Consider the following 20,603-nt stretch of genomic DNA (forward strand, 5'->3'; position numbering starts at 1 on the left):
CGCTGCGGGCCGCCCACTCAGGAGTCCGACGCACAGGTCACGTCGACGTAGACGTTGTTGATCATGCGGGTGTCAGCGCGCTGGGTCGGGTCCGCCGCATTCGGCAGGCCATGCACGTCGGTCACCGTGCACGCCGATAGCGGTGCGCTCGGCGCACCATCGACCTGCACGTTGTAACCCTCGCTGCGCAGTGTGGACACGACGTCGGCGCCGTTGTTCCCGGACACGCTGGAGGCCTGCGCCGGGCCGGCGGCCGTCAGGGCGGCGACTGCCAGAGCTGAGGCGGCGGTGGAGATCAATGCGATCTTGCTGGTCATCTCGGTTCCCTTCAAGTTGAGGTGCTGACGGCTTCCAGCCTCGAATCGGCCGACAAGGGTTCCCCGGAGGAACGATGAAGATTCGTTAAAGAACCCGCCGCCGACCAGGCCAACCGGTCGACCGGGCCGCCACGCGGGTGCACCATGAGCAGGTGAACGGCACCGAACCCACGCCGAGCCTGCGCGCGCTGGTCGTCGACGACGAGACGGCGCTGGCCGACGTCGTGGCCAGCTATCTCAAGCGCGAGCAGTTCGAGGTGCGCGTCGCCGCCGACGGCCCGTCGGCCCTGGTCACGGCCCGCGAACTCGACCCCGACGTGGTGATCCTCGACATCGGTCTGCCCGGGCTCGACGGCATCGAGGTGTGCCGCCAGCTGCGGGTGTTCTCCGACGCGTACGTGGTCATGCTCACCGCCCGCGATACCGAGATCGACACCATCGTCGGACTGTCGGTCGGCGCGGACGACTACGTCACCAAACCCTTCAGTCCCCGCGAGCTGGTGGCACGGATCCGCGCCATGTTGCGACGACCCAGGCGTACTCCCGATCCCGTCCCGGCAACAGGAACACCGCCCCGCGTTTTCGGGGAGCTGCACATCGACACCGACAGCCGACAGACCTTGCTCGGTGGCGCGCCAATCATGCTGACCCGCACCGAGTTCGATGTGCTGGCGGCCCTGTCGTCACGTCCACGTCAAGTGTGGACGCGGCACCAACTGTTGGAAGCCGTATGGGGCGAGTCGTGGTTCGGCAACGACAACGTCGTCGACGTCCACGTCGGGCATCTGCGGCGCAAGCTCGGCGACAACTCGGTCGAGCCGCGGTATGTCACGACGGTCCGCGGCGTCGGTTATCGAATGGGAGAAGGCTGATGGCCCAGCACCATCCGCGCAGCAAGCACGGAATCCGCAGCCGCCTGCTCGTCACCAATGCGGTGGTGGTTGTCGCGGCGATCGCCACCACGACCACCGTCGCCCTGATCATCGGCCCGCCGATGTTCCGGCAGGTGATGCAGGACGTGCTGGTTCCCGGCCGCACCGGCCCGCACCCCTACGAGCATGTGTTCCGGCAGGCTACCGCCGTCTCGGTGGGCATGTCGCTCGCGGTGGCCGCGACCACCGCGCTGGCGCTGAGCTGGTATCTGAGCCGACGGATGCACCGCTCGACCGCCGAGCTCGCCGCCGCGGCGACCGCCGTGGCCGACGGGAACTACGACATCCGAGTCTCCCCGCCCCATCTGGGCACTGAATTCGACGCCATCGCAGACGCTTTCAACACGATGGCCGAGCAGCTGGGCTCCGTCGAGACGACCCGTCGCCAGCTGTTGGCCGATCTCGCCCACGAGCTCCGCACGCCTGTCTCCGTGATCGACGCCTATCTCGAGTCGATCGAAGACGGCATCCATCCTCTCGACGCGACCACCATCGGCGTGCTGCGCGACCAGACCCGACGGCTCACCCGACTCAGCTCCGACGTGCGGGCACTGTCCGATGCCGAACGCGACATGGCGCTCGTCGACACCGAGTCCGTCGCCCCGGCGACCGTGATCGCTGCTGCCGTCGACGCCTTCGCAGCGCCGTATCGCGCCAAAGGCGTTGCATTGACGTCGGATATCGCTCCGCGCCTGCCGGACCTCTGGGCCGACCCGCAGCGACTCGACCAGGTGCTGGCCAATCTACTGACCAATGCGCTGCGACACACGGAAGCCGGCGGCACGGTGCGGGTGACGGCAACATCCGTTGGCGGATCGGTGCAGATCAAGGTCTGCGACGACGGCGACGGCATCGCCGCCGAGCATCTGCCGCGACTGTTCGAGCGGTTCTACCGGGCCGACTCGGCGCGCGACCGGGCACATGGCGGCTCGGGCATCGGGCTGGCAATCGCCAAGGCCCTGGTCGACGCCCACCACGGCCGGATCACCGCGACCAGTGCCGGCGTCGGCACGGGCGCGACCTTCACCCTGGAATTACCCAGCCGCGCAACGTCGCTCGCCGGTTCGCGCGAGTCCTGATCCCGACGCCCAGGTACGACAACTAGCCCGGATAGTTCGGGTAGTTGGGGTTCGGCGGGTGGCCCTGGTTGGGATATCCCGGCGGCGGATAGCCCGGATAACCCTGTTGTGGATAGCCGGGATACCCCTGCTGCGGCGGCATGGGATACGACGGCCCCGAACCGCCGCTCTGCCCGCCGCCGTTCTGACTGCCCCGGCGGCGCAACGTCACAACAATGAACACCACGAGGCACGCCACCCCGAGCACGACGAAGACGACGATGGGCCACGACCAGCCGTTGTGCGGCGCACTCACCCGGATGTTGTTCGCGCCGGGGCATCGAACTGTCACTGGCCCGCGGTCGCGCGGCAGCTCTCCCACCGCGCGGTAGGTCTTGCCCCTGGAGAAGAAAAGGCGCCGCTTGCCACCGAATTTCTTCTCGGGATGCGCGCCGGTGAAGGGCGCCAACGACTGCGTCTTCCCATCAGATGTCGTTGCCGTACAACGAATGTTCGATTGCGATTTTTCGAGATACACGACGTAGCTGCTGTCGGTGGGCGTTACCACGCCACCTGATCTGATCGATGCCCCCGGCTCGCTCTGGGAGCCCAGAAAGACCATCACCGCCAGTGCCAACATCCCGAACCCGAACAGCGTCCCGATCACTCGGCCTATCGGGCTACGGCCCCCTGTACTCCCCATGCCCCGAATTCTCACACGCGCCCCAATGCCGGAGCGGCAGGAGTTCGTCACCTTCGAGGTAGTCGCACAGACGGCCAAGCGAGCAGTTCGATCGGCGGTTCAACAGCTAATTTATTCGGCTAATCAGTTATTGACTCAGCAAACATACTGTTGGTATTTTGAGTACGGGGTTCAATCGTCGGCGACCATGACACACGGGGCGGGGTTGATGCGCCTACCGTAGACGACGCTGTGGCCGCTGGCATTAGCGATCACGGAAGCGGGGACCATGTCATGCCGGCTACACATGCCAGAAAATCCACAGCAAACTCCCAGAAGGTGGCGGTGGCTCTCGTAGCTAGCGCTACGGCGGTAAGCGCGAGCTTCGTCGCGGCCAGTCCACAAGCCAAGACGGCGGTGGCTCAACTGCCAGAAATCACGAGGCAGGTGAAGCTGACTGCTGGTTCGGACCCGATCTCGCTGATCCAGGGCCTGCTGGCGCTGCCGACGACCGTCGTACAACAGCTCCTCGGCAACGGGCAATGGATCAACAACTTGGCGTACGTCGCGGCGCAGCCGCTGGTGGCTGCCGACAGCGCGCTCTACGCGCTCGATACCGCGGCCGCGCCGGTGGTCATGAACGCCGTCACGACGTTGCTGTCGCCGCTTGCCACGACACCGGTGGCGCCGGCGGTCGAGGCCGCTCTGCAGGAGTACTTCAAGAATGCGGCTTTCCCTCCCACCGCCTTTTCCGGCGGGGGCCTCACGGGCTTCAACTTCTACGACCTGGTGCTCGCTTCGCTCGTCGACTTCACCGCCCCGGCGAGCGCCCTGTTTCCGGCAGCCGTGACGTTGTTGGAGAAACTGGGGATTCCTCTGCCCTTGCCCGGCAATCTGGTGCCCAATGCGGCGACCAACGCGGCGCTGTCGCCGGCCATCACCCCTGCGGCCGCCACGCCACAGGACGTGATTGGCGGCCTCGGAGGCGTGCTGACCGGCGCTTTGGGCACGGCGTGGACCGACGCGGCCTACTTGTTGAACACGGCTTTGAATATTGGCGTCGGAGTGGGCTGGCCGCTGCTCACAGATGGGCCGGCGCTGCTGTTCCACCCAGACCTACTTGTCAACTTCTTCACCAGCTATGCGCTGCCCGTCATTCAGGCCTACCTCAGCGGCGGCATCTCCGGAATCGTCAGTACCACAACGCAATTCCTCGCCAGTTTCGCGGGTCTGCTGCCAGCCGCAGCGGCGCCGCTGGCAGCTGCGGACGCACCGAAGGTGCAGACCGCCTCGGCAGTGACGCCCGCCATCAGCCCCTCGATCTCCGCGCCGCAGGACGTGGTCGGCGGCGTGGGCAATGTGGTGTCATCCGCGGTGTCGATGGTCGCCAACGACGTCGCCTACGCGGTGAATCTGCCGTTGGCCGTCGCAGCGCCAGTGGTCGTGCCACTGGTGACGGGCCTGCCCTACACCCTGGCCCCACAGGCGCTGCTCGGACTACTCACCACCAACCTGCCGAACGCCCTGCGGTTTGCCCTCACCAACACCGTGAGCGGAATCGTCTCGCAGGCAGGACAATTCGTCGCGAGTCTCGGTGGCCTCGTCCCAGCGGCAGCGGCGCCGCTCGCGGCCACGAGTGTGCCCAAGGTGCAGACCAACCTGATCAAGGTCAGCAAGCCCACCGCGGCGGTGACAGCACCCAACACTGCTGCCGGCTCGAAGTCGGACCAGATGGGCTCCGATAAGTCCGGTACCGACAAGACCGGCGCATTCAAGACCGGACTGAAGCCGGGCGGCAAGCACAGCAAGTCCACCGACTCGGAGCAGCCCGGCAACAGTCAGACCGAAGCCGGCTCCGGCAAGACCGGAGCCGGAGAGACCAAGAGCGGCAACGGCTCTCATGGCAGTGACGGATTGCAGCACTCGTCGGGCAAGGCGGGGTCGAGCAGTCACGGAACCAGCGATGGGCACGGCAGCACCGGAACCCACGGTGGTGGTGGGGACCACGGCGGCGGCAAGTAGCCCTGCCAGAAACCAGTGTCGAGGGGTGGCTTCATCGGCGGCAGCAGTGACGCCGATGAAGCCATCACACTGGCCGCGCTCTCCCCACCACTTCGCGCTGGGAGCTGTCATCATGTGCTGACACTGTCAACGCATGATGACATGGTCAGCACATGATGACAGCTCCGGATCGCACACACCTTGGGTAGCGCCGACACGCCCAGCTCGCGACACGCCGCAACGTCAGAACCGCCATCTAGGCGTGCCGCGAGGTCACTCCCCCGTCGACCACGATCTGGGTGCCGGTGATGAACGACGCCTTGGGCGACATGAGAAATGCGACGGCCGCCCCGATCTCCTCGGGTTGTCCCAGCCTGCCCAGCGGCGCCGCCGACACAAAGGCCGTCTTCACCTCGGGAACGGCCAGCGCGTCGGCCAGCATCGGGGTTTCGATGAAGCCCGGACACACGGCATTGACGCGAATTCCTAACGGCCCCAACTGCCCTGCCATCGACCGGGTCAGGCCCAGCAGCCCGGCCTTGGACGCGCAGTACGCCGGAATGAACGGATTGCCGACCAGTCCCTCGATGCTCGAAATCCCCACGATCGCCGGCGAAGCACCGGCGGCCAGTGCCTTCTCGAAATGCGGCAGCAGCAGCTGGGACAGCAGCGCCTGTGCGCGCAGGTTCACGTCGACGACGGCGTCCCAGGACTCCACGGTGAACATCCCGACCGGTTCCGGCAGCACGCGGCCGGCGGCGTGGACCAGGCCGTCGATGCCGCCCATCGCCGCAGCGGCCTGCTCGACAGCGGTGGCCATGGAATCGGTGTCACTGACGTCGACGACGACGCCGTGCGCCCCAAGAGCTTCAGCCACTGCCACCACCTGCGGCGAAATGTCGAACAGCGACACCGCGCGACCGTCGGCGATCAGCGCCTTGGCCGACGCCAGGCCGATACCCGATGCGCCACCGGTAACCACCACACCACTCATGCCAGACCTTTCAATACGCTCCGCTCCGTAGCGGAATGCTGATCGGCTCGGACACTACGCGATACCGGCCCACCCCAGCGTTTCAACGCCGGAATTCATAGCCACTCATGGTTGGCTCGAAGGGTCATGACGAAACGTATTGCGCTGCTACTGACCTGCACGCTGCTCCTCGGCACCACCGGATGCTCGATGTTCGACAGCCCCGAGCCCGAGGACGCCTTCAACGCGTTTGCTGATGCGTTGCACCGCAAGGACTCCAGCGCCGCGGCCAAGGACACCACCGACGCCGCCGCATCGGAACCCGCCATCAAGTCGATGTTCGATGGCATGGGCAAAAACGCCACACTGGATGTCAAGGCCACTGCCGGCGAGGGCGACAACAAGTCGACCGCCAAACTCGCCTACACCTGGTCGTTCGGACCTGGTCGCGAATTCCGTTACGACACAACGGCAATCGCCACCAAGGTCGGCGAGGACTGGAAAATCCGCTGGGCCCCGGCGCTTTTGCACGCCAAGCTCCGGCAGGGCGGCACATTCCAGTTCAGCGAAGACAAAGCGCTGCTCACGCCCGTCGTCGACCGCAACGGCCAGCCGCTGCTCAACTGGCAGACCGTCGGCGTCATCACCCTCGGCCGCGACCACCTCGACACCGCCGCGGCACTGGCTCCGGTGGTTGCCCGATTCGACGACACCATCACCGCCGAGTCGATCGCCGGCGAGTTCAACGGGAATCAGGACGACCGAGTCACCGTCATCAAGCTCCGCGAGGCCGACCTCGCCCAGGTCGCCGACGAGCTCACCCAGATTCCCGGCGTCACCGTCACCAAGCAGGGCGCGCTGCTGACCGCCGACCCGAACCTGCACTCGCCGGCCATCAGCGGACTACCCGAGGCCTGGCAGAAGACCATCGACGCGACCGCCGGCTGGTCGGTCGACCTGGTCGACGATCAGGGCCAGCCCACCGACGAACTCGCGAACAACGGCCCCGCCGACACCAAACCCGTCCGCACCACCCTGGACCCGCGCCTGCAGCTCCTCGCGCAGCATGCCGTGGCCACCGACCCGCGCCCGACGGTCCTCGTCGCCATCGCACCCAGCACCGGCGCGATCCTCGCGGCGGCCCAGAACGACGCCGCCAACGCGCAGGGACCCATCGCGTTTACCGGCCTGTACCCGCCGGGGTCGACGTTCAAGACCGTCACCACCGCGGCCGCCCTCGAGAAAGGGCTCGCGACCGCCGACACCCCCGAACCCTGCCCGGGCACCGTGACCATCGAGAACCGGACCATCCCCAACGAGGACAAGTTCGACCTCGGCACCGTCCCGCTGGCGCAGGCCTTCGCACACTCCTGCAACACCACCATGGGGGCGCTCGCCGACAAGCTCCCCGCCGACGCGCTGCCCAACACCGCCAAGACCCTCGGCATCGGCGTCGACTTCGTCGTCCCCGGCATCACCACGGTGACCGGCAAGGTGCCCAATGCCGACACGCCCGCCCAGCGCGTCGAGAACGGCATCGGCCAAGGCACCGTCACCGTCAGCCCGTTCGGATTGGCGGTCGCCGAGGCCAGCCTGGCGCACGGCTCGACCATCACCCCCACGCTGCTGCCCGGCGAGCAGACCACGGCCAGCACGCCGTCGGCGCCGGTCGACAAGCCGACCGCCGACGCCCTGCGCGCCATGATGCGGCTGACCGTCACCGAGGGCACCGCGACCGCACTCAAGGACATCGACGGCCTGGGCGGCAAGACCGGAACCGCCGAGTTCGGCGACAACACCCACTCGCACGGCTGGTTCGCGGGGATCGACGGGGACCTCGCGTTCGCGACGCTGGTGGTCGGCGGGGACTCGTCAGCGCCCGCGGTGGCCGTCAGCGGGGACTTTCTGCGTGCCGCGCTGGCCGGATAACGGCGTGCCAATTTCACCAACCGGCCCGGTACTTGGGATTCTGGGCTGATGCGGGTTGACGGACGCGAGGTCGCGGTCTCGGGCAGCCTGCTGCAACCGATCACCCGGCGGACCAACGACATCCTTCGACTGGTGGCGGCGTCGGCCTTCTTGGTCACCGTCGTCACCAGCTCGCTGATCACCCGCAACGACTGGGTCCGGCTGGAACGGTCGGTGTCGCGCATCGTCGGCGTCCTCACGCCGACCCAGTCGAACCTGGTCTACATCGCCTACGCCATCGCGATCCTGGCGCTGCCCTTCGTCATCCTGCTCAGCCTGCTGGTCACGCGACAGTGGAAGCTGCTGGGTCCGTATGCCGCCGCCGGGCTGCTCGCGGTGCTGTCGCTGTCCATCAACTCCAACGGCATCGCCGCACCGAACTGGCACTTCGACCTCTCCGACCGCCTCAACACCGTCTTCTCCCAGTTCCTCGACGACCCGCGCTGGATCGCACTCCTGGCCGCGGTGCTGACGGTATCGGGTCCCTGGCAGCCGGCCCGGCTGCGCCGCTGGTGGTGGACGCTGCTGCTGGCGTTCGTGCCGATCCACCTCGTGGTCAGCGCCATCGTGCCGGCCCGGTCGCTGCTCGGCCTGGCCGTCGGGTGGTTCGTCGGCGCGCTGGTGGTTCTGGTCAGCGGCACCCCGGCCCTGGAAGTTCCGCTGGCCGGCGGGGTCCAGGCGCTGGCCCGCCGCCAGTTCGAGGTGTCGGCGCTGACGGTCATCCGACCGGCCGGGACCGGGCCGCTGGTCCTCAGCGCCGATTCGGCCGACGGCACCCGTGCCGTCGTCGAGCTGTACGGGCCGAACCAACGCGTGGGCGGCGCCATGAGCCAGCTCTGGCGCAAGATCACGCTGCGCAACGACGAGACCGCTCCCCTGCAAACCTCGATGCGCCGCGCCGTCGAGCACCGCGCGCTCATGACCATCGCGGTCGGCGACCTCGAGCTGGCGAACACCCGGACCGTGGCGCTCGCGGCGCTCGACCGCGGCTGGACGATGTTCGCGCACACCCCGGCGTGCGGAGTCCCACTGACCAACGAGACGCCGGTCGCCGACGTGTGGCAGGCGCTCAACGCGCTGCACCACCACCAGATCTCGCACGGCGACCTACGCGCCTCCGAGATCACCGTCGACGACCGCACGGTGGTGTTCGGCGGGTTGGGCAACGCCGAGTACGGGGCCTCGGATGTGCAGCTGCAATCCGACATGGCGCAATTGCTGGTGACGACGACCGCCATGTACGGCGCCGAGCCGGCGGTGGCGGCGGCCATCGAGCAGTTCGGCGAGGAGACCGTGCTGACCGCGTCACGACGGCTGACGAAGTCGGCGATGCCGCTGCGGCTACGGGAGTCGCTGCCCGATTCGCGCGCCGTGATCACCGCGGCGCGCGACGAGGTGAAGCACCAGACCGGCGCCGACCGCATCCAGACCGAGACCATCACCCGCTTCACCCGCAACCAGGTCATCCAGCTGGTGTTGATGATCGCCCTGGTTTACGTGGCCTACCCGTTCATCAGCACGGTGCCGACATTCTTCTCCGAGCTGCGGTCGGCCAACTGGTGGTGGGCCCTGCTCGGGCTGGCGGTCTCGGCGCTGACGTACGTCGGGGCGGCTGCGGCGTTGTGGGCCAGCGCGTCGGAGGCCGTGAGCTTCAAGAACTTGACCATCATGCAGGTGGCCAACACCTTTGCGGCGACGACGACGCCCGCCGGCGTCGGCGGCCTGGCGTTGAGCACCCGGTTCTTGACGAAGGCCGGGCTCGGCGCACTGCGGGCGACGGCCGCGGTGGCGCTGCAGCAGTCGGTGCAGGTGCTCACCCACGTGGCGCTGCTGATCTTCTTCAGCGCGGCCGCGGGGGCGTCGGCCGACCTGTCGCATTTTGTCCCGTCATCGACGGTCCTCTATCTGCTCGCCGGTGCCGCGCTCGGCGTGGTCGGCACGTTCATGCTGGTGCCGCGGGCCCGGCATTGGCTCGGCACGGCGGTGCGCCCCCGCCTGACCGAGGTCTGGGCCGACCTGGTGGATCTGGCCCGCCAACCCCGGCGCCTTGGGCTGATCGTATTGGGTTGCGCCGCAACGACTCTAGGTGCGGCGCTGGCGCTGTGGGCGAGCGTCGAGGCCTTCGGCGGGTCGACGTCGTTCGTGACGGTGTGCGTCGTGACGATGATCGGTGGGACGCTCGCCTCGGCGGCGCCGACGCCCGGCGGTGTGGGCGCCGTGGAGGCCGCACTGATCGGTGGTCTGGCCGCGTTCGGCCTGCCCGCAGCCGTCGCAGTGCCGTCGGTGCTGCTCTACCGGGTGCTGACGTGCTGGCTGCCGGTGTTCATCGGCTGGCCCGTCATGCGCTGGCTGACCGAGAAGGACATGATCTGAGCGCTGGCCTGCGCGTGCCACGGCGTGTCGTCGGCGGCGTGTCGTTCTGTCTTGTGACACATGCGATCTGGAGCCGTCAACTTTCCCTGACGCGTCAGGGAAAGTTGACGCTTCCCAGCGAAGACTGCCAAGAGACACCGGTGCTGCAGTCACAGCTGTGACTACAGTGCCTCGGCATTGCCCTACATCTTGGCGAGCATGCCGTTCATCGTGGTGATCTCGCCCTGCTGCGCGGCAACGATCGCTTCAGCCATCTTCTTGGCGTCCGCGTTGGTGCCGTTCTTCAGCTCGTCGTTGGCCATGGTGATGGCGCCCTGGTGATGCTCGACCATCATCTGCAGCCACATCTTGTCGAACGCCGCGCCGGACAGGCCCGTCAGCTCAGTCATCTGCTGCGGGGTCATGAGGCCCGGCATCGAGTGGCTCATGGTGGCCGACGGCGCGGGCGTGCCGAAGCCGGCCAGCAACGTCGTCATCTGCTGCATCTCGGGGGCCTGGGCGTTCTCGATGGCCGTGGCGAGATCCTTGACCTGCTGGTTCTGCGAGCGGGTCGGGACCAGCTTGGCCATCTCGACGGCCTGGGCGTGGTGCGGGTACATCATCTGCAGGAACATCACGTCGGCGTCGTTGAAATTGGCGGCCGGCGCAGTGCTGGTGCCCGACATACCCGGCATCGAATGCCCGGGCATGTTGTGGCCCGACATCGGCATGGACGAGCTGGTCGCGGGCATGGTCGAGGCGTGCTCGCTGGGCGGGCTACACGCCGCGAGTGCGATGGCAGCAGCGGTTCCGGCTACCGCAACGGTGGCGATTGAGGCGATTTTGAACATGGTTGAACTCCTTGAGAATTGGATGGGTTGACGCGGGGCGCGGCCCATCAGATTCGGAGTAGGGACAGTTCCGCGAGGGTGAGCACCGTCCACGGCGGGGCTCTTTGCCTGCGCCGCAACGCCTGCCGAATCCGGGCCTGCACATTCTGCGCAGGTGCGACGCCCAGCCAGTACAGCAAAGCCAGACCCAGGATGGTCAGCAGTTCGGTCATGACGAAGACGCAGGCGTGAAAGCCGTTGTGTCCGTTGCAGTCGCAGGCATCCGACAAGGAGGTTTGCGCAGCCGGGACGCTCGCGTGCTGATGCACAGCCACCTGCGAATGATGCGACGGACCATGCCCGGGCGTGACGATCAGCGAATGCATGCCGATGATGCCCGCGATCAAGACCAGCAGCCCGACAACCCGCCAGCCGACATGGACGCGCGTGCTGCGATGCGTCACGTCGGCCTCCGGTTCGGGTATCGGTTTCTCAAATTATAGTACCCGAGGGGGGTATATCTCCGGGAATAAATTCGCGACCACCACATGCGGGACCGCGTCCCACGGCAGATCGTCGGTGGGCCGCATCACATCGCGTCATTCGCAGTGGTGACTTTCACCGTTGTCAGACTCGCCACTTAGTTAGACCCGCTACTAGTGTCGACATATGGGTCGGGAAGCCTTGAGTCACAGCATTATTGGGGCGGCAGAGTCGCTGGAGCAATACGTTCAGCCGGACGGCAGGATCGTCATACCTGACGGCATCACGCTGACGTCGTTCCTGGAACGCAACCGCGCGGCCATGGGCGACAGCCCGTCGTACCGGTTCATCGACTACGCGCAGAACCCCGACGGCGAGATCATCGAACTCAGCTGGAACGGCCTCTGGGCTCAGGTCAACGCTGTCGCGGCCCGGCTGCAGCAGGTAACCAAGCCCCGCGACCGGGTGGCGATCCTGGCGCCGCAGGGCGTCGACTACGTGACGGCGTTCTTCGCGGCCGTGCACGCCGGAAACATCGCCGTCCCACTGTTCGCGCCCGCCCTCGCCGGGCACGCCGAGCGACTGGCCGCGGTGCTGTCCGACGCCAAGCCCTCCGCGGTGCTCACCACCACCGCCGCCGCGGAAGCGGTCCGCGCGTTCATCAAGACGCTGCCCGCCGCCGAGCGCCCGCGGGTCATCGCGGTCGACGCCGTTCCCGCCACCCTGGCCGAGATGCACGTCAGCCCGGAAACGGGTACCGACGACGTCGCGTACCTGCAGTACACCTCGGGCTCGACGCGCACCCCCGCCGGCGTGGAGATCACACATCGGAATGTGTGCACCAACGTCATTCAGATGATCCTGGCCGGCGGCCTCGACACCGACATCCGCAGCGTCAGCTGGCTGCCGCTGTACCACGACATGGGCTTGATCATGATCATGTTCCCCGCGCTGTGCGGCGGCCAGATCAGCCTGATGGACCCGATGGCGTTCGTCCGCCGGCCCTACCGGTGGATCCGGCGGCTGGCCGACGAGGCCGCGCACGGCCGGACTTTCGCGGCCGCACCCAATTTCGCCTTCGAGTTGTGTGCGCAGCGGGGCCTGCCGCCGGCCGGTGAACCGCTCGACCTCAGCAATGTGGTGACGCTGCTCAACGGATCCGAGCCCGTGACGCTGCCGTCCATCGAGCAGTTCATGGCAGCCTTCAAGCCGTACGGGCTGCCCGAGACGGTGGTGAAGCCGTCGTACGGCATGGCCGAAGCCACGCTCTCGGTGGCCAGCATCGCCGCGGACGAAAAGCCGTGCGCCACATATCTGGACCGCGACGAGCTCGCGGCGGGCCGGGCCGCCGTGGTCGGCCGGCATGCCGACGGCGCGGTCCCCCACGTGTCGTGCGGGCGGGCCATCCCCGACCAGTGGGTGACCATCGTGACCCCCGACGGCGACGAGGCCGCCGACGGCACGGTCGGCGAAATCTGGTTGCACGGCAACAACATCGGCCGGGGCTACTTCGGCCGGCCCGAGGAGTCCGAGCGGGTGTTCGGCAACAAGCTGCAGACCCGGCAGACCGTCAGCCACGCCGACGGCGCCGAGGACAACGCATTGTGGTTGGCCACAGGCGATCTGGGCGTTTACGTGGGCGACGAGCTGTTCGTCACCGGCCGGATCAAAGATCTCGTGATCGTCGACGGGCGCAACCACTACCCGCAGGACATCGAGGCGACGGTCAGTCGCGCCTCGTCGGCCGTGCGCTCCGGCTACGTGACAGCCTTTGCTGTGCCTGGTGATTCGGGCGAGCAACTGGTCGTGGTCGCAGAGCGCGCGGTGGGTGCCGGCCGCGCCGAGTTGGAGCCTGTTGCCGAGGCCGTGCGGGCCGCGGTGTCGCGTCATCACCAGGTTCGCGTCGCCGAGGTGCGACTGGTGGCGGCCGGCCGTATCCCCCGCACGACGTCGGGAAAACTGGCCCGCACTGCTTCGCGCGCGGAGTTTCTGTCCGGTCAATTCGACTGACGGCCGGCGGGTCGGGCGCGGTTGCGGCACTTCTGTTTTGGGGCGCCTAGGCCCACTGGGGCACGAGTCGTCTCCAGTTAACAGAACGTTATTTGTCGATCATGCCAATTTGCACCGTCGCGGTCGCTGCTCGTGTTGGATGACGCTGTAGCCCACATAGGCCAGTCCTCCGACGGGAGCACCCAGATGACGCCGCAGCGGCCCGACATCGTCATCCTCATGACGGACGAAGAGCGCGCGATCCCGCCGTACGAGGCCGACGACGTTATGGACTGGCGCCACCGCACCCTCACCGGCCGGCGCTGGTTCGACGAGAACGGTGTGCGCTTCACCCGGCACTACACGGGCTCGCTGGCGTGTGCCCCCAGCCGGCCGACCCTGTTCACGGGCCAGTACCCCGACCTGCACGGCGTCACGCAGACCGACGGCCTCGGCAAGCGGTACGACGACTCACGGCTGCGGTGGCTACGCCGCGGCGAGGTGCCGACGCTAGGCAACTGGCTGCGGGCCGCGGGCTACGACACGCATTACGACGGCAAGTGGCACATCTCGCACGCCGACCTCGAGGACCCCAAGACCGGCAAGCCGCTGGCCACCAACGACGCCGACGGTGTCGTCGACCCCGTGGCCGTGCAGGCCTACCTCGATGCCGATCCGCTGGGGCCGTACGGCTTCTCCGGTTGGGTCGGACCCGAGCCGCACGGAGCGGCCATGTCCAACAGTGGTTTTCGACGCGACCCGTTGGTCGCCGATCGGGTGGTGTCCTGGCTCGAGGACCGGTACGCGCGGCGGCGCGCCGGCGACGCGGATGCGCTGCGCCCGTTCCTGTTGGTGGCCAGCTTCGTCAATCCCCATGACATCGTGCTGTTTCCGGGCTGGGTGCGCCGCAGCCCGCTGCTCGATTACCCCGTCCTCGAACCGCCGCATGTGCCCGCAGCGCCCACTGCCACCGAAGACCTGAGCGACAAGCCGGCCGCGCAGGCCGCGTTCCGCGAGGCCTACTACTCCGGCTACGGCCCGGCCGCGGTGATCGAGCGCACCTACCGTCGCAACGCGCAGCAGTACCGCGACCTCTACTACCGGCTGCACGCCGAAGTCGACGGGCCGCTGGACCGGGTGCGGCGGGCCGTCACCGACGGCGGGTCCGAAAACGCCGTGCTGGTACGGACTTCCGATCACGGCGACCTGCTCGGCGCGCACGGCGGGCTGCACCAGAAGTGGTTCAACCTGTACGACGAGGCGACGCGGGTGCCGTTCGTCATCGCCCGGATCGGCGCGGACGCGACCGCGGCCCGCGAAGTCGAAGCGCCGACGTCACACGTCGACCTGGTGCCGACACTGCTCGGCGCCGCCGGGGTCGACGTCACCGCGACCGCCGAAACCCTGGCCGCCACGTTCAGCGAAGTGCATCCCCTGCCGGGCCGCGACCTCATGCCGGTGGTGAATGGCGCTGTGGCCGAACAGGATCGGCCGATCTACATCATGACCCGCGACAACATCCTCGAGGGTGACACGGGGGCGTCGGGCGCGGCGCAGGCCATCGGCGCCAACACGAATCCGCCTGCGCTGCTGCGCATCAAGGTGCCCGCGAACGTCGCGGCCAACTTCGAAGGGCTGGTCTCGCGCGTCACCAACGCCGAGGCGTCCGGTGGATCCGGACACCTGTGGAAGCTCGTGCGCACGTTCGACGATCCGGCGACCTGGACCGAACCGGGCGTCCGGCATCTGGCGGCGAACAGCCGGGGCGGCGACACCTACCGCACCGACCCGCTCGACGATCAGTGGGAGCTCTACGACCTGACCGCCGACCCGATCGAGGCCTCCAACCGCTGGGCCGATCCCAGCCTGCACGAGCTGCGCCAGCATCTGCGGACACAGCTCAAGCTGGTCCGGACGGCGTCGGTACCGGAGCGCAACGATCCGTGGCCGTATGTGAGCCGGCGGCCACCGGAGCCGGGCAGCGCCGTCCGCCGCCTGCTGTGCCGGTTCCGCCCGTAGGTAAACCTGCAGGTCACGCCGTCGCGATTACAGGTTTTGCCTGGTCGGCCAATAACATGTCTGGTGCTATGACCGACACCGCCCCCGCCAGCGATACCCGCGCCACCGGCCGGGTCGCGACCGAAGCCGCCCGTCGCCGTACCTTCGCCGTCATCAGTCACCCTGACGCCGGTAAATCGACGCTGACCGAGGCGCTGGCCCTGCATGCCCGGGTGATCACCGAGGCGGGCGCGATCCACGGCAAGGCGGGCCGCAAGTCCACGGTGTCGGACTGGATGGAGATGGAGAAGGCCCGCGGCATCTCGATCACCTCGACGGCGCTGCAGTTCCCGTACCGCGACTGCGTCATCAACCTGCTGGACACCCCAGGCCACGCCGACTTTTCCGAAGACACCTACCGGGTGCTGACGGCCGTCGACTGCGCGGTGATGCTCATCGATGCCGCGAAAGGCCTTGAGCCGCAGACTCTGAAGCTGTTCCAGGTGTGTAAGCACCGCGGCATCCCGATCATCACGGTGATCAACAAGTGGGACCGTCCGGGCCGGCACGCGCTGGAGCTGATGGACGAGATCCACGAGCGCATCGGGCTGCGGACGACGCCGCTGACCTGGCCGGTGGGCATCGCCGGCGATTTCAAGGGTGTGATGGACCGCCGCAAGGGCCACTACATCCGCTTCACCCGCACCGCCGGTGGCGCCACCGCCGCGCCGGAAGAGCACATTCCCGCGGACAAAGCGCACGATGCCGCCGAGGGTGACTGGGACACCGCCGTCGAAGAGTCCGAACTGCTGTCGATGGACGGCTCGGACTACGACCGCGAGACCTTCCTGTCCGGCGAGTCCTCGCCGGTGCTGTTCACCTCGGCGGCGCTGAACTTCGGCGTCAACCAGCTGCTCGACGTGCTGGTCGAGCTGGCACCCTCGCCCGGGGCGATCATCGACGTCGCCAAAGAGCCGCGTCCGGTGGATTCGCCGTTCAGCGCGTTCGTGTTCAAGGTGCAGGCCGGCATGGACAGCTCGCACCGCGACCGCATCGCCTACGCGCGCGTGTGCTCGGGCACGTTCGAGCGCGGTGATGTGCTGACCCACGCCGGGACCGGCAAGCCGTTCGTGACCAAGTACGCGCAGTCGGTGTTCGGCCGGGAGCGTTCGACGCTGGACGACGCGTGGCCCGGTGACGTGATCGGCCTCGCCAACGCGGCGGCGCTGCGCCCCGGCGACACGCTGTATCGCGATGCGCCCGTGGAGTTTCCGCCGATCCCGAGCTTCTCCCCCGAGTACTTCTCGGTGGTCCGCGGCAAGGATCCGAGCAAGCACAAGCAGTTCCGCAAGGGCATCGAGCAGCTCGACCAAGAGGGCGTCGTCCAGGTGCTGCGCTCGGACAAGCGCGGTGAGCAGGCGCCGGTGTTCGCGGCCGTCGGCCCCATGCAGTTCGAGGTGGCGGCGCACCGGATGGCGACCGAGATCGGGGCCGCCATCACGATGGAATCGCTGCCGTACCAGGTGGCGCGGGTCGTCGACCCCGAGGACGCCGAGTTCATGAACAAGCAGGTGTCCTGCGAGGTGCTGACCCGCTCCGACGGCGTCCTGCTGGTGCTGTTCTCGACGCCGTGGCGCCTCGAAGGATTCCAGCGGGACAACCCGTCGGTGAAGCTGCGCTCTCTGGTGGCCGCAGCCGAAAGCTAGCGGCACGCCCTCATAGCGGGCGCACGTCGGTCCTGAGCCCTTACGGTGTAGAGCACCCGTAAGAGAGAGGACGACGAGTTGGCCGTCGCGACCCCCGCCACCCCGACCCTGCGTGAACTGACCGTCCGCGGGATTCTGCTCGGCGGTGTCATCACGCTGGTGTTCACTGCCGCCAACGTCTACCTCGGATTGAAGGTCGGTCTGACGTTCGCCACGTCCATCCCGGCCGCGGTGATCTCGATGGCGGTACTGCGCAGCTTCGCCAACCACTCGGTGGTCGAGAACAACATCGTGCAGACCATCGCCTCGGCGGCGGGCACGCTCTCCGCGATCATCTTCGTGCTGCCGGGCCTCATCATGATCGGTTGGTGGACCGGATTCCCCTACTGGATCACCCTCGCCGTGTGCGCGGTCGGCGGCACCCTCGGCGTCATGTACTCCATCCCGCTGCGGCGCGCCCTGGTCACCGGCTCGGACCTGCCATACCCCGAAGGGGTCGCTGCCGCCGAGGTGCTCAAGGTCGGTGACAGCACCGGCGGCGCGGAAGCCAACCGCACCGGGCTGCGGGTGATCGTCTTCGGTTCCCTGGTCTCGGCGGCCTTCGGGTTGCTCGCCAACATGAAGCTGCTCGCGAATTCCGTTACGGCGTATGCCCGTATCGGTGCCGGCGGGACGATGTTCAGCGCCGGTCTGTCGATGGCGATGATCGGCGTGGGGCACCTGATCGGGATGACGGTCGGTATCGCGATGCTCGTCGGGCTGGTCATCTCATTCGGGGTGCTGCTGCCGATCCGCACCATCGGGGCGTTCGGGACCGGTGAGCCGATCGGCGACATCATCGACGGCATCTTCGTGCACGAGGTGCGGTTCGTCGGCGCCGGCGCGATCGCCGTCGCCGCCATCTGGACGCTGCTGAAGATTTTGCGGCCCATCATCAAGGGCATTACCGACGCCTTGACGTCGGCGCGCAACCGGCGCCAGGGCCAACTGGTCGACCTCACCGAGCGCGACATCCCCTTCCCCATCGTCATCGGCACCGTCGTGCTGCTCCTGCTGCCGATCGCCGTGCTGCTGTGGGATTTCGGTCGCGGCACTGCGCTGCAAGGGCATTCGGCCGGGATCATCGTGGCGAGCCTGGTGTTCATCTTCGTCATCGGCATGGTCATCGCGTCGGTGTGTGGGTACATGGCCGGGCTCATCGGCTCGTCGAACAGCCCCATCTCCGGCGTCGGCATCCTGACGGTGCTCATCGCCGCGGTGCTGATCAAGGTGGTGTTCGGCCGTGCCGACAGTGGCCAGTCTCTGGCGCTGGTCGCCTACACGTTGTTCGCGGCGGCCATCACGTTCGGCGTTGCGACCATCTCCAATGACAACTTGCAGGACCTCAAGACCGGCCAGCTGGTCGGGGCGACACCGTGGAAACAGCAGGTGGCGTTGGTGATTGGCGTGGTGTTCGGGTCGGCCATCATCCCGCCGGTGCTCAACCTGATGCAGCGTGCGTTCGGGTTCCTCGGCGCACCCGGTGCCGGCGACCATGCCTTGGCCGCACCGCAGGCCGCATTGATTTCGTCGCTGGCCAAGGGGGTGTTCGGCGGGTCTTTGAACTGGGGGCTGATCGGCCTCGGCGCGGTGATCGGGGTGGCTGCGATTCTCGTCGACGAGACCCTCACCCGGACATCACGATTCGCGCTGCCACCGCTGGCTGTCGGCATGGGCATGTACCTGCCCATGAGCCTGACGCTGATCATTCCCTTGGGCGCCGTCCTCGGGTACTTCTACAACCGCTGGGCCGTGCGGACGGGCGGAGATGTCGAGCGCAAGAAGCGGCTCGGCGTGCTGCTGGCGACGGGCATGATCGTCGGCGAGAGCCTGTACGGGGTGGTGTTCGCGGGGTTCGTCGCCGGGACTGGTTCCGATGAACCCTTCGCGCTGTTCTCGGGTTTTGGCGGGTCAGTTCCTGAAGTGATCGGCGTCGTGGCCTTCGCGGCGGTGCTGACGTGGATGTACAAGCGGACGCGCACGATTGCGGGGAGCGAGCCGGTTTCTGCAGGCTGACCCTTCGAGCGTGCGGCCAGCGCGTCGCTGAGCCGATTTGCGATCCCTGCGCACGCTCGCTGCGTCGCCGGCCAGCTCTCCTGACATGTTCGATTTGGAGCCGTCAAGTCTCCTTGACGGCTCCAAATCGCGTGTGCCGCAGGAGAGTCCGCGTACCGCCGCTACCCCGCGTCGTCGTATCCCCACATCCTTTGCGCCTGCTCGAGAATCTCCTTCTTGTAACCCGATCTCAGCTCATCAATGACGCCGAGCGCCTGCGCCGTAAGCCCTTCGCGAATCCCACTGAGGACATGTGCATACGGGATGAACGCACGAAGCAGGTCGGGAACGTCCAGCACGACCTCGAGGGGAAGCCTGCAGTAGTCGTCGTAGTACGGGTCATCGAGCGCCTGATGGACCCGGGCCGCACTCCACCGCAATGGATCGCCCGAACCACTTTCGAACAGCTCCATCAGCAGCTCGCGATGCCCGGACTCAGTGAATGGCGCTCCCGATCTACTCGCGAAGAACTTGTCAGACAGCTGTTCGTCGAACTCCACATCGCTCGCCGGAGGTCGACCTTCGCCGTCAGCGCCCTACGTATCGCGCCGACGAGAGACCCGTCGGCCGCACTTTCCGCGTTGCGTTTCTTCGCTCGCCGCACATCGCGTCGAGCCTGTTTGAGGCTCCGTAAACGTCGTTTGTCGGTCATGTCGCGGACGCTACGCCCGGGCTATGACAACAACGTCGCCGCCGTTTTCACCGCCCGCCTGACACCCGGACGTACATCGCGTGACATCACGGCAAACAAGCTCGCGTGCACGCGTCGCGACCCGCGCGTCGACGGATAGTAAAGATGTGGACGCTGTAATTCACCCGAACACCGCGTCAAGGGTTCCACCCTCACACCCGGTGTCACCGAATGCCGCTGGACAACACGGTGCGGTCATCGCAGACCGGCACCCGCGAGAAACCTCATCCACCAACACAATCGATGCCCGCGACGAGCTGATCCTCGAGGGTCAGGCCGTGCCGGGCGCATGGGTCACCGTGTCGTTCAACGGCGACCCCAACGACACCGACGTCTTCCAGCTCGTTCTCCCCGCCGACGCCAAGCCACTGGGCGACACCTGCTCCGTGGAATGCCCGCTGGGCAAAGCACTCGTCGCCACGCATGTCGGCGAAACACGCAGATACGTGACAGAATCCGGTCGGAGCATGGCGATCACGGTCCTCGCCGTCGACGGGGTGAACCCGAAGGAAACGGCGGGGCGCTGACC

The 20,603-nt window shown here is 67.3% G+C and carries 16 protein-coding genes; 10 read left to right on the forward strand and 6 right to left on the reverse strand.

Annotated elements, in window-relative coordinates:
• Positions 1-17: 17 nt before the first annotated feature.
• Positions 18-317, reverse strand: coding sequence for a hypothetical protein (locus ACNO8X_RS23700; protein WP_418002977.1), 300 nt, complete (start codon positions 315-317; stop codon positions 18-20).
• Positions 318-454: 137 nt separating this feature from the next.
• Between ACNO8X_RS23700 and ACNO8X_RS23705 the strand changes: the two genes are divergently transcribed.
• Both ACNO8X_RS23705 and ACNO8X_RS23710 read left to right on the forward strand, forming a co-directional pair.
• Positions 455-1,189, forward strand: coding sequence for a response regulator transcription factor (locus ACNO8X_RS23705; RefSeq protein ID WP_418002978.1), 735 nt, complete (start codon positions 455-457; stop codon positions 1,187-1,189).
• Positions 1,189-2,328, forward strand: coding sequence for an ATP-binding protein (locus ACNO8X_RS23710; RefSeq protein ID WP_418002979.1), 1,140 nt, complete (start codon positions 1,189-1,191; stop codon positions 2,326-2,328). The genes ACNO8X_RS23705 and ACNO8X_RS23710 overlap by 1 nt, the downstream gene beginning before the upstream one ends.
• Positions 2,329-2,350: 22 nt before the next feature.
• Here the strand turns inward: ACNO8X_RS23710 and ACNO8X_RS23715 are convergent, their stop codons facing one another.
• Positions 2,351-3,010 carry a hypothetical protein gene (locus ACNO8X_RS23715; protein WP_418002980.1) on the reverse strand — a complete coding sequence of 220 codons (660 nt, stop codon included), beginning with the start codon at positions 3,008-3,010 and terminating at the stop codon, positions 2,351-2,353.
• A 426-nt stretch (positions 3,011-3,436) separates the two neighbouring features.
• On the opposite strand from ACNO8X_RS23715, the gene ACNO8X_RS23720 reads away from it, so the two are divergent.
• Positions 3,437-5,011 (forward strand): hypothetical protein, encoded by a 1,575-nt coding sequence (locus ACNO8X_RS23720; protein WP_418002981.1) that lies wholly within the window; start codon positions 3,437-3,439, stop codon positions 5,009-5,011.
• A gap of 235 nt (positions 5,012-5,246) precedes the next feature.
• Here the strand turns inward: ACNO8X_RS23720 and ACNO8X_RS23725 are convergent, their stop codons facing one another.
• Entirely contained in the window at positions 5,247-5,984 is a 738-nt protein-coding gene (locus ACNO8X_RS23725) for an SDR family NAD(P)-dependent oxidoreductase (RefSeq protein WP_418002982.1), read from the reverse strand.
• A gap of 126 nt (positions 5,985-6,110) precedes the next feature.
• Here ACNO8X_RS23725 and ACNO8X_RS23730 point away from each other — a divergent pair, with 126 nt between their 5' ends.
• Positions 6,111-7,892, forward strand: a complete 1,782-nt coding sequence (locus ACNO8X_RS23730) for a penicillin-binding transpeptidase domain-containing protein (protein ID WP_418002983.1) — start codon at positions 6,111-6,113, stop codon at positions 7,890-7,892.
• A 48-nt stretch (positions 7,893-7,940) separates the two neighbouring features.
• Positions 7,941-10,304 (forward strand): lysylphosphatidylglycerol synthase domain-containing protein, encoded by a 2,364-nt coding sequence (locus tag ACNO8X_RS23735; protein WP_418002984.1) that lies wholly within the window; start codon positions 7,941-7,943, stop codon positions 10,302-10,304.
• Between the two features lie 182 nt (positions 10,305-10,486).
• Here ACNO8X_RS23735 and ACNO8X_RS23740 read toward each other — a convergent pair whose 3' ends face one another.
• Positions 10,487-11,134, reverse strand: coding sequence for a DUF305 domain-containing protein (locus ACNO8X_RS23740; protein WP_418002985.1), 648 nt, complete (start codon positions 11,132-11,134; stop codon positions 10,487-10,489).
• Positions 11,135-11,181: 47 nt separating this feature from the next.
• Positions 11,182-11,577 carry a DUF6153 family protein gene (locus tag ACNO8X_RS23745; protein WP_418002986.1) on the reverse strand — a complete coding sequence of 132 codons (396 nt, stop codon included), beginning with the start codon at positions 11,575-11,577 and terminating at the stop codon, positions 11,182-11,184.
• 205 nt (positions 11,578-11,782) lie between these two features.
• Between ACNO8X_RS23745 and ACNO8X_RS23750 the strand changes: the two genes are divergently transcribed.
• The 4 genes from ACNO8X_RS23750 (at position 11,783) to ACNO8X_RS23765 (ending at position 19,344) form a co-directional block, all read left to right on the forward strand.
• Positions 11,783-13,606, forward strand: coding sequence for a fatty acyl-AMP ligase (locus ACNO8X_RS23750; protein ID WP_418002987.1), 1,824 nt, complete (start codon positions 11,783-11,785; stop codon positions 13,604-13,606).
• 186 nt (positions 13,607-13,792) lie between these two features.
• Positions 13,793-15,604: a sulfatase-like hydrolase/transferase gene (locus ACNO8X_RS23755; RefSeq protein ID WP_260940215.1), complete on the forward strand. Its 1,812-nt coding sequence runs from the start codon at positions 13,793-13,795 to the stop codon at positions 15,602-15,604.
• A 68-nt stretch (positions 15,605-15,672) separates the two neighbouring features.
• Positions 15,673-17,289 (forward strand): peptide chain release factor 3, encoded by a 1,617-nt coding sequence (locus ACNO8X_RS23760; protein ID WP_418002988.1) that lies wholly within the window; start codon positions 15,673-15,675, stop codon positions 17,287-17,289.
• A gap of 78 nt (positions 17,290-17,367) precedes the next feature.
• Complete coding sequence (locus tag ACNO8X_RS23765; protein ID WP_418002989.1) at positions 17,368-19,344, forward strand: OPT family oligopeptide transporter; 1,977 nt, start codon at positions 17,368-17,370, stop codon at positions 19,342-19,344.
• 161 nt (positions 19,345-19,505) lie between these two features.
• Here ACNO8X_RS23765 and ACNO8X_RS23770 read toward each other — a convergent pair whose 3' ends face one another.
• Entirely contained in the window at positions 19,506-19,883 is a 378-nt protein-coding gene (locus ACNO8X_RS23770; protein WP_418002990.1) for a hypothetical protein, read from the reverse strand.
• A 352-nt stretch (positions 19,884-20,235) separates the two neighbouring features.
• On the opposite strand from ACNO8X_RS23770, the gene ACNO8X_RS23775 reads away from it, so the two are divergent.
• Entirely contained in the window at positions 20,236-20,601 is a 366-nt protein-coding gene (locus ACNO8X_RS23775) for a GreA/GreB family elongation factor (protein WP_418002991.1), read from the forward strand.
• Positions 20,602-20,603 lie beyond the last annotated feature (2 nt).

The sequence above is a fragment of the Mycobacterium sp. PDNC021 genome (assembly GCF_048282635.1).
Taxonomy (GTDB): Bacteria; Actinomycetota; Actinomycetes; order Mycobacteriales; family Mycobacteriaceae; genus Mycobacterium; species Mycobacterium llatzerense.

Coding starts and splice junctions, on each gene's coding strand:
- ACNO8X_RS23735 (WP_418002984.1), top strand. CDS start 7,941: ATGCGGGTTGACGGACGCGAGGTCGCGGTCTCGGGCAGCCTGCTGCAA.
- ACNO8X_RS23710 (WP_418002979.1), top strand. CDS start 1,189: ATGGCCCAGCACCATCCGCGCAGCAAGCACGGAATCCGCAGCCGCCTG.
- ACNO8X_RS23700 (WP_418002977.1), bottom strand. CDS start 317: ATGACCAGCAAGATCGCATTGATCTCCACCGCCGCCTCAGCTCTGGCA.
- ACNO8X_RS23750 (WP_418002987.1), top strand. CDS start 11,783: ATGGGTCGGGAAGCCTTGAGTCACAGCATTATTGGGGCGGCAGAGTCG.
- ACNO8X_RS23760 (WP_418002988.1), top strand. CDS start 15,673: ATGACCGACACCGCCCCCGCCAGCGATACCCGCGCCACCGGCCGGGTC.
- ACNO8X_RS23730 (WP_418002983.1), top strand. CDS start 6,111: ATGACGAAACGTATTGCGCTGCTACTGACCTGCACGCTGCTCCTCGGC.
- ACNO8X_RS23755 (WP_260940215.1), top strand. CDS start 13,793: ATGACGCCGCAGCGGCCCGACATCGTCATCCTCATGACGGACGAAGAG.
- ACNO8X_RS23740 (WP_418002985.1), bottom strand. CDS start 11,134: ATGTTCAAAATCGCCTCAATCGCCACCGTTGCGGTAGCCGGAACCGCT.
- ACNO8X_RS23715 (WP_418002980.1), bottom strand. CDS start 3,010: ATGGGGAGTACAGGGGGCCGTAGCCCGATAGGCCGAGTGATCGGGACG.
- ACNO8X_RS23725 (WP_418002982.1), bottom strand. CDS start 5,984: ATGAGTGGTGTGGTGGTTACCGGTGGCGCATCGGGTATCGGCCTGGCG.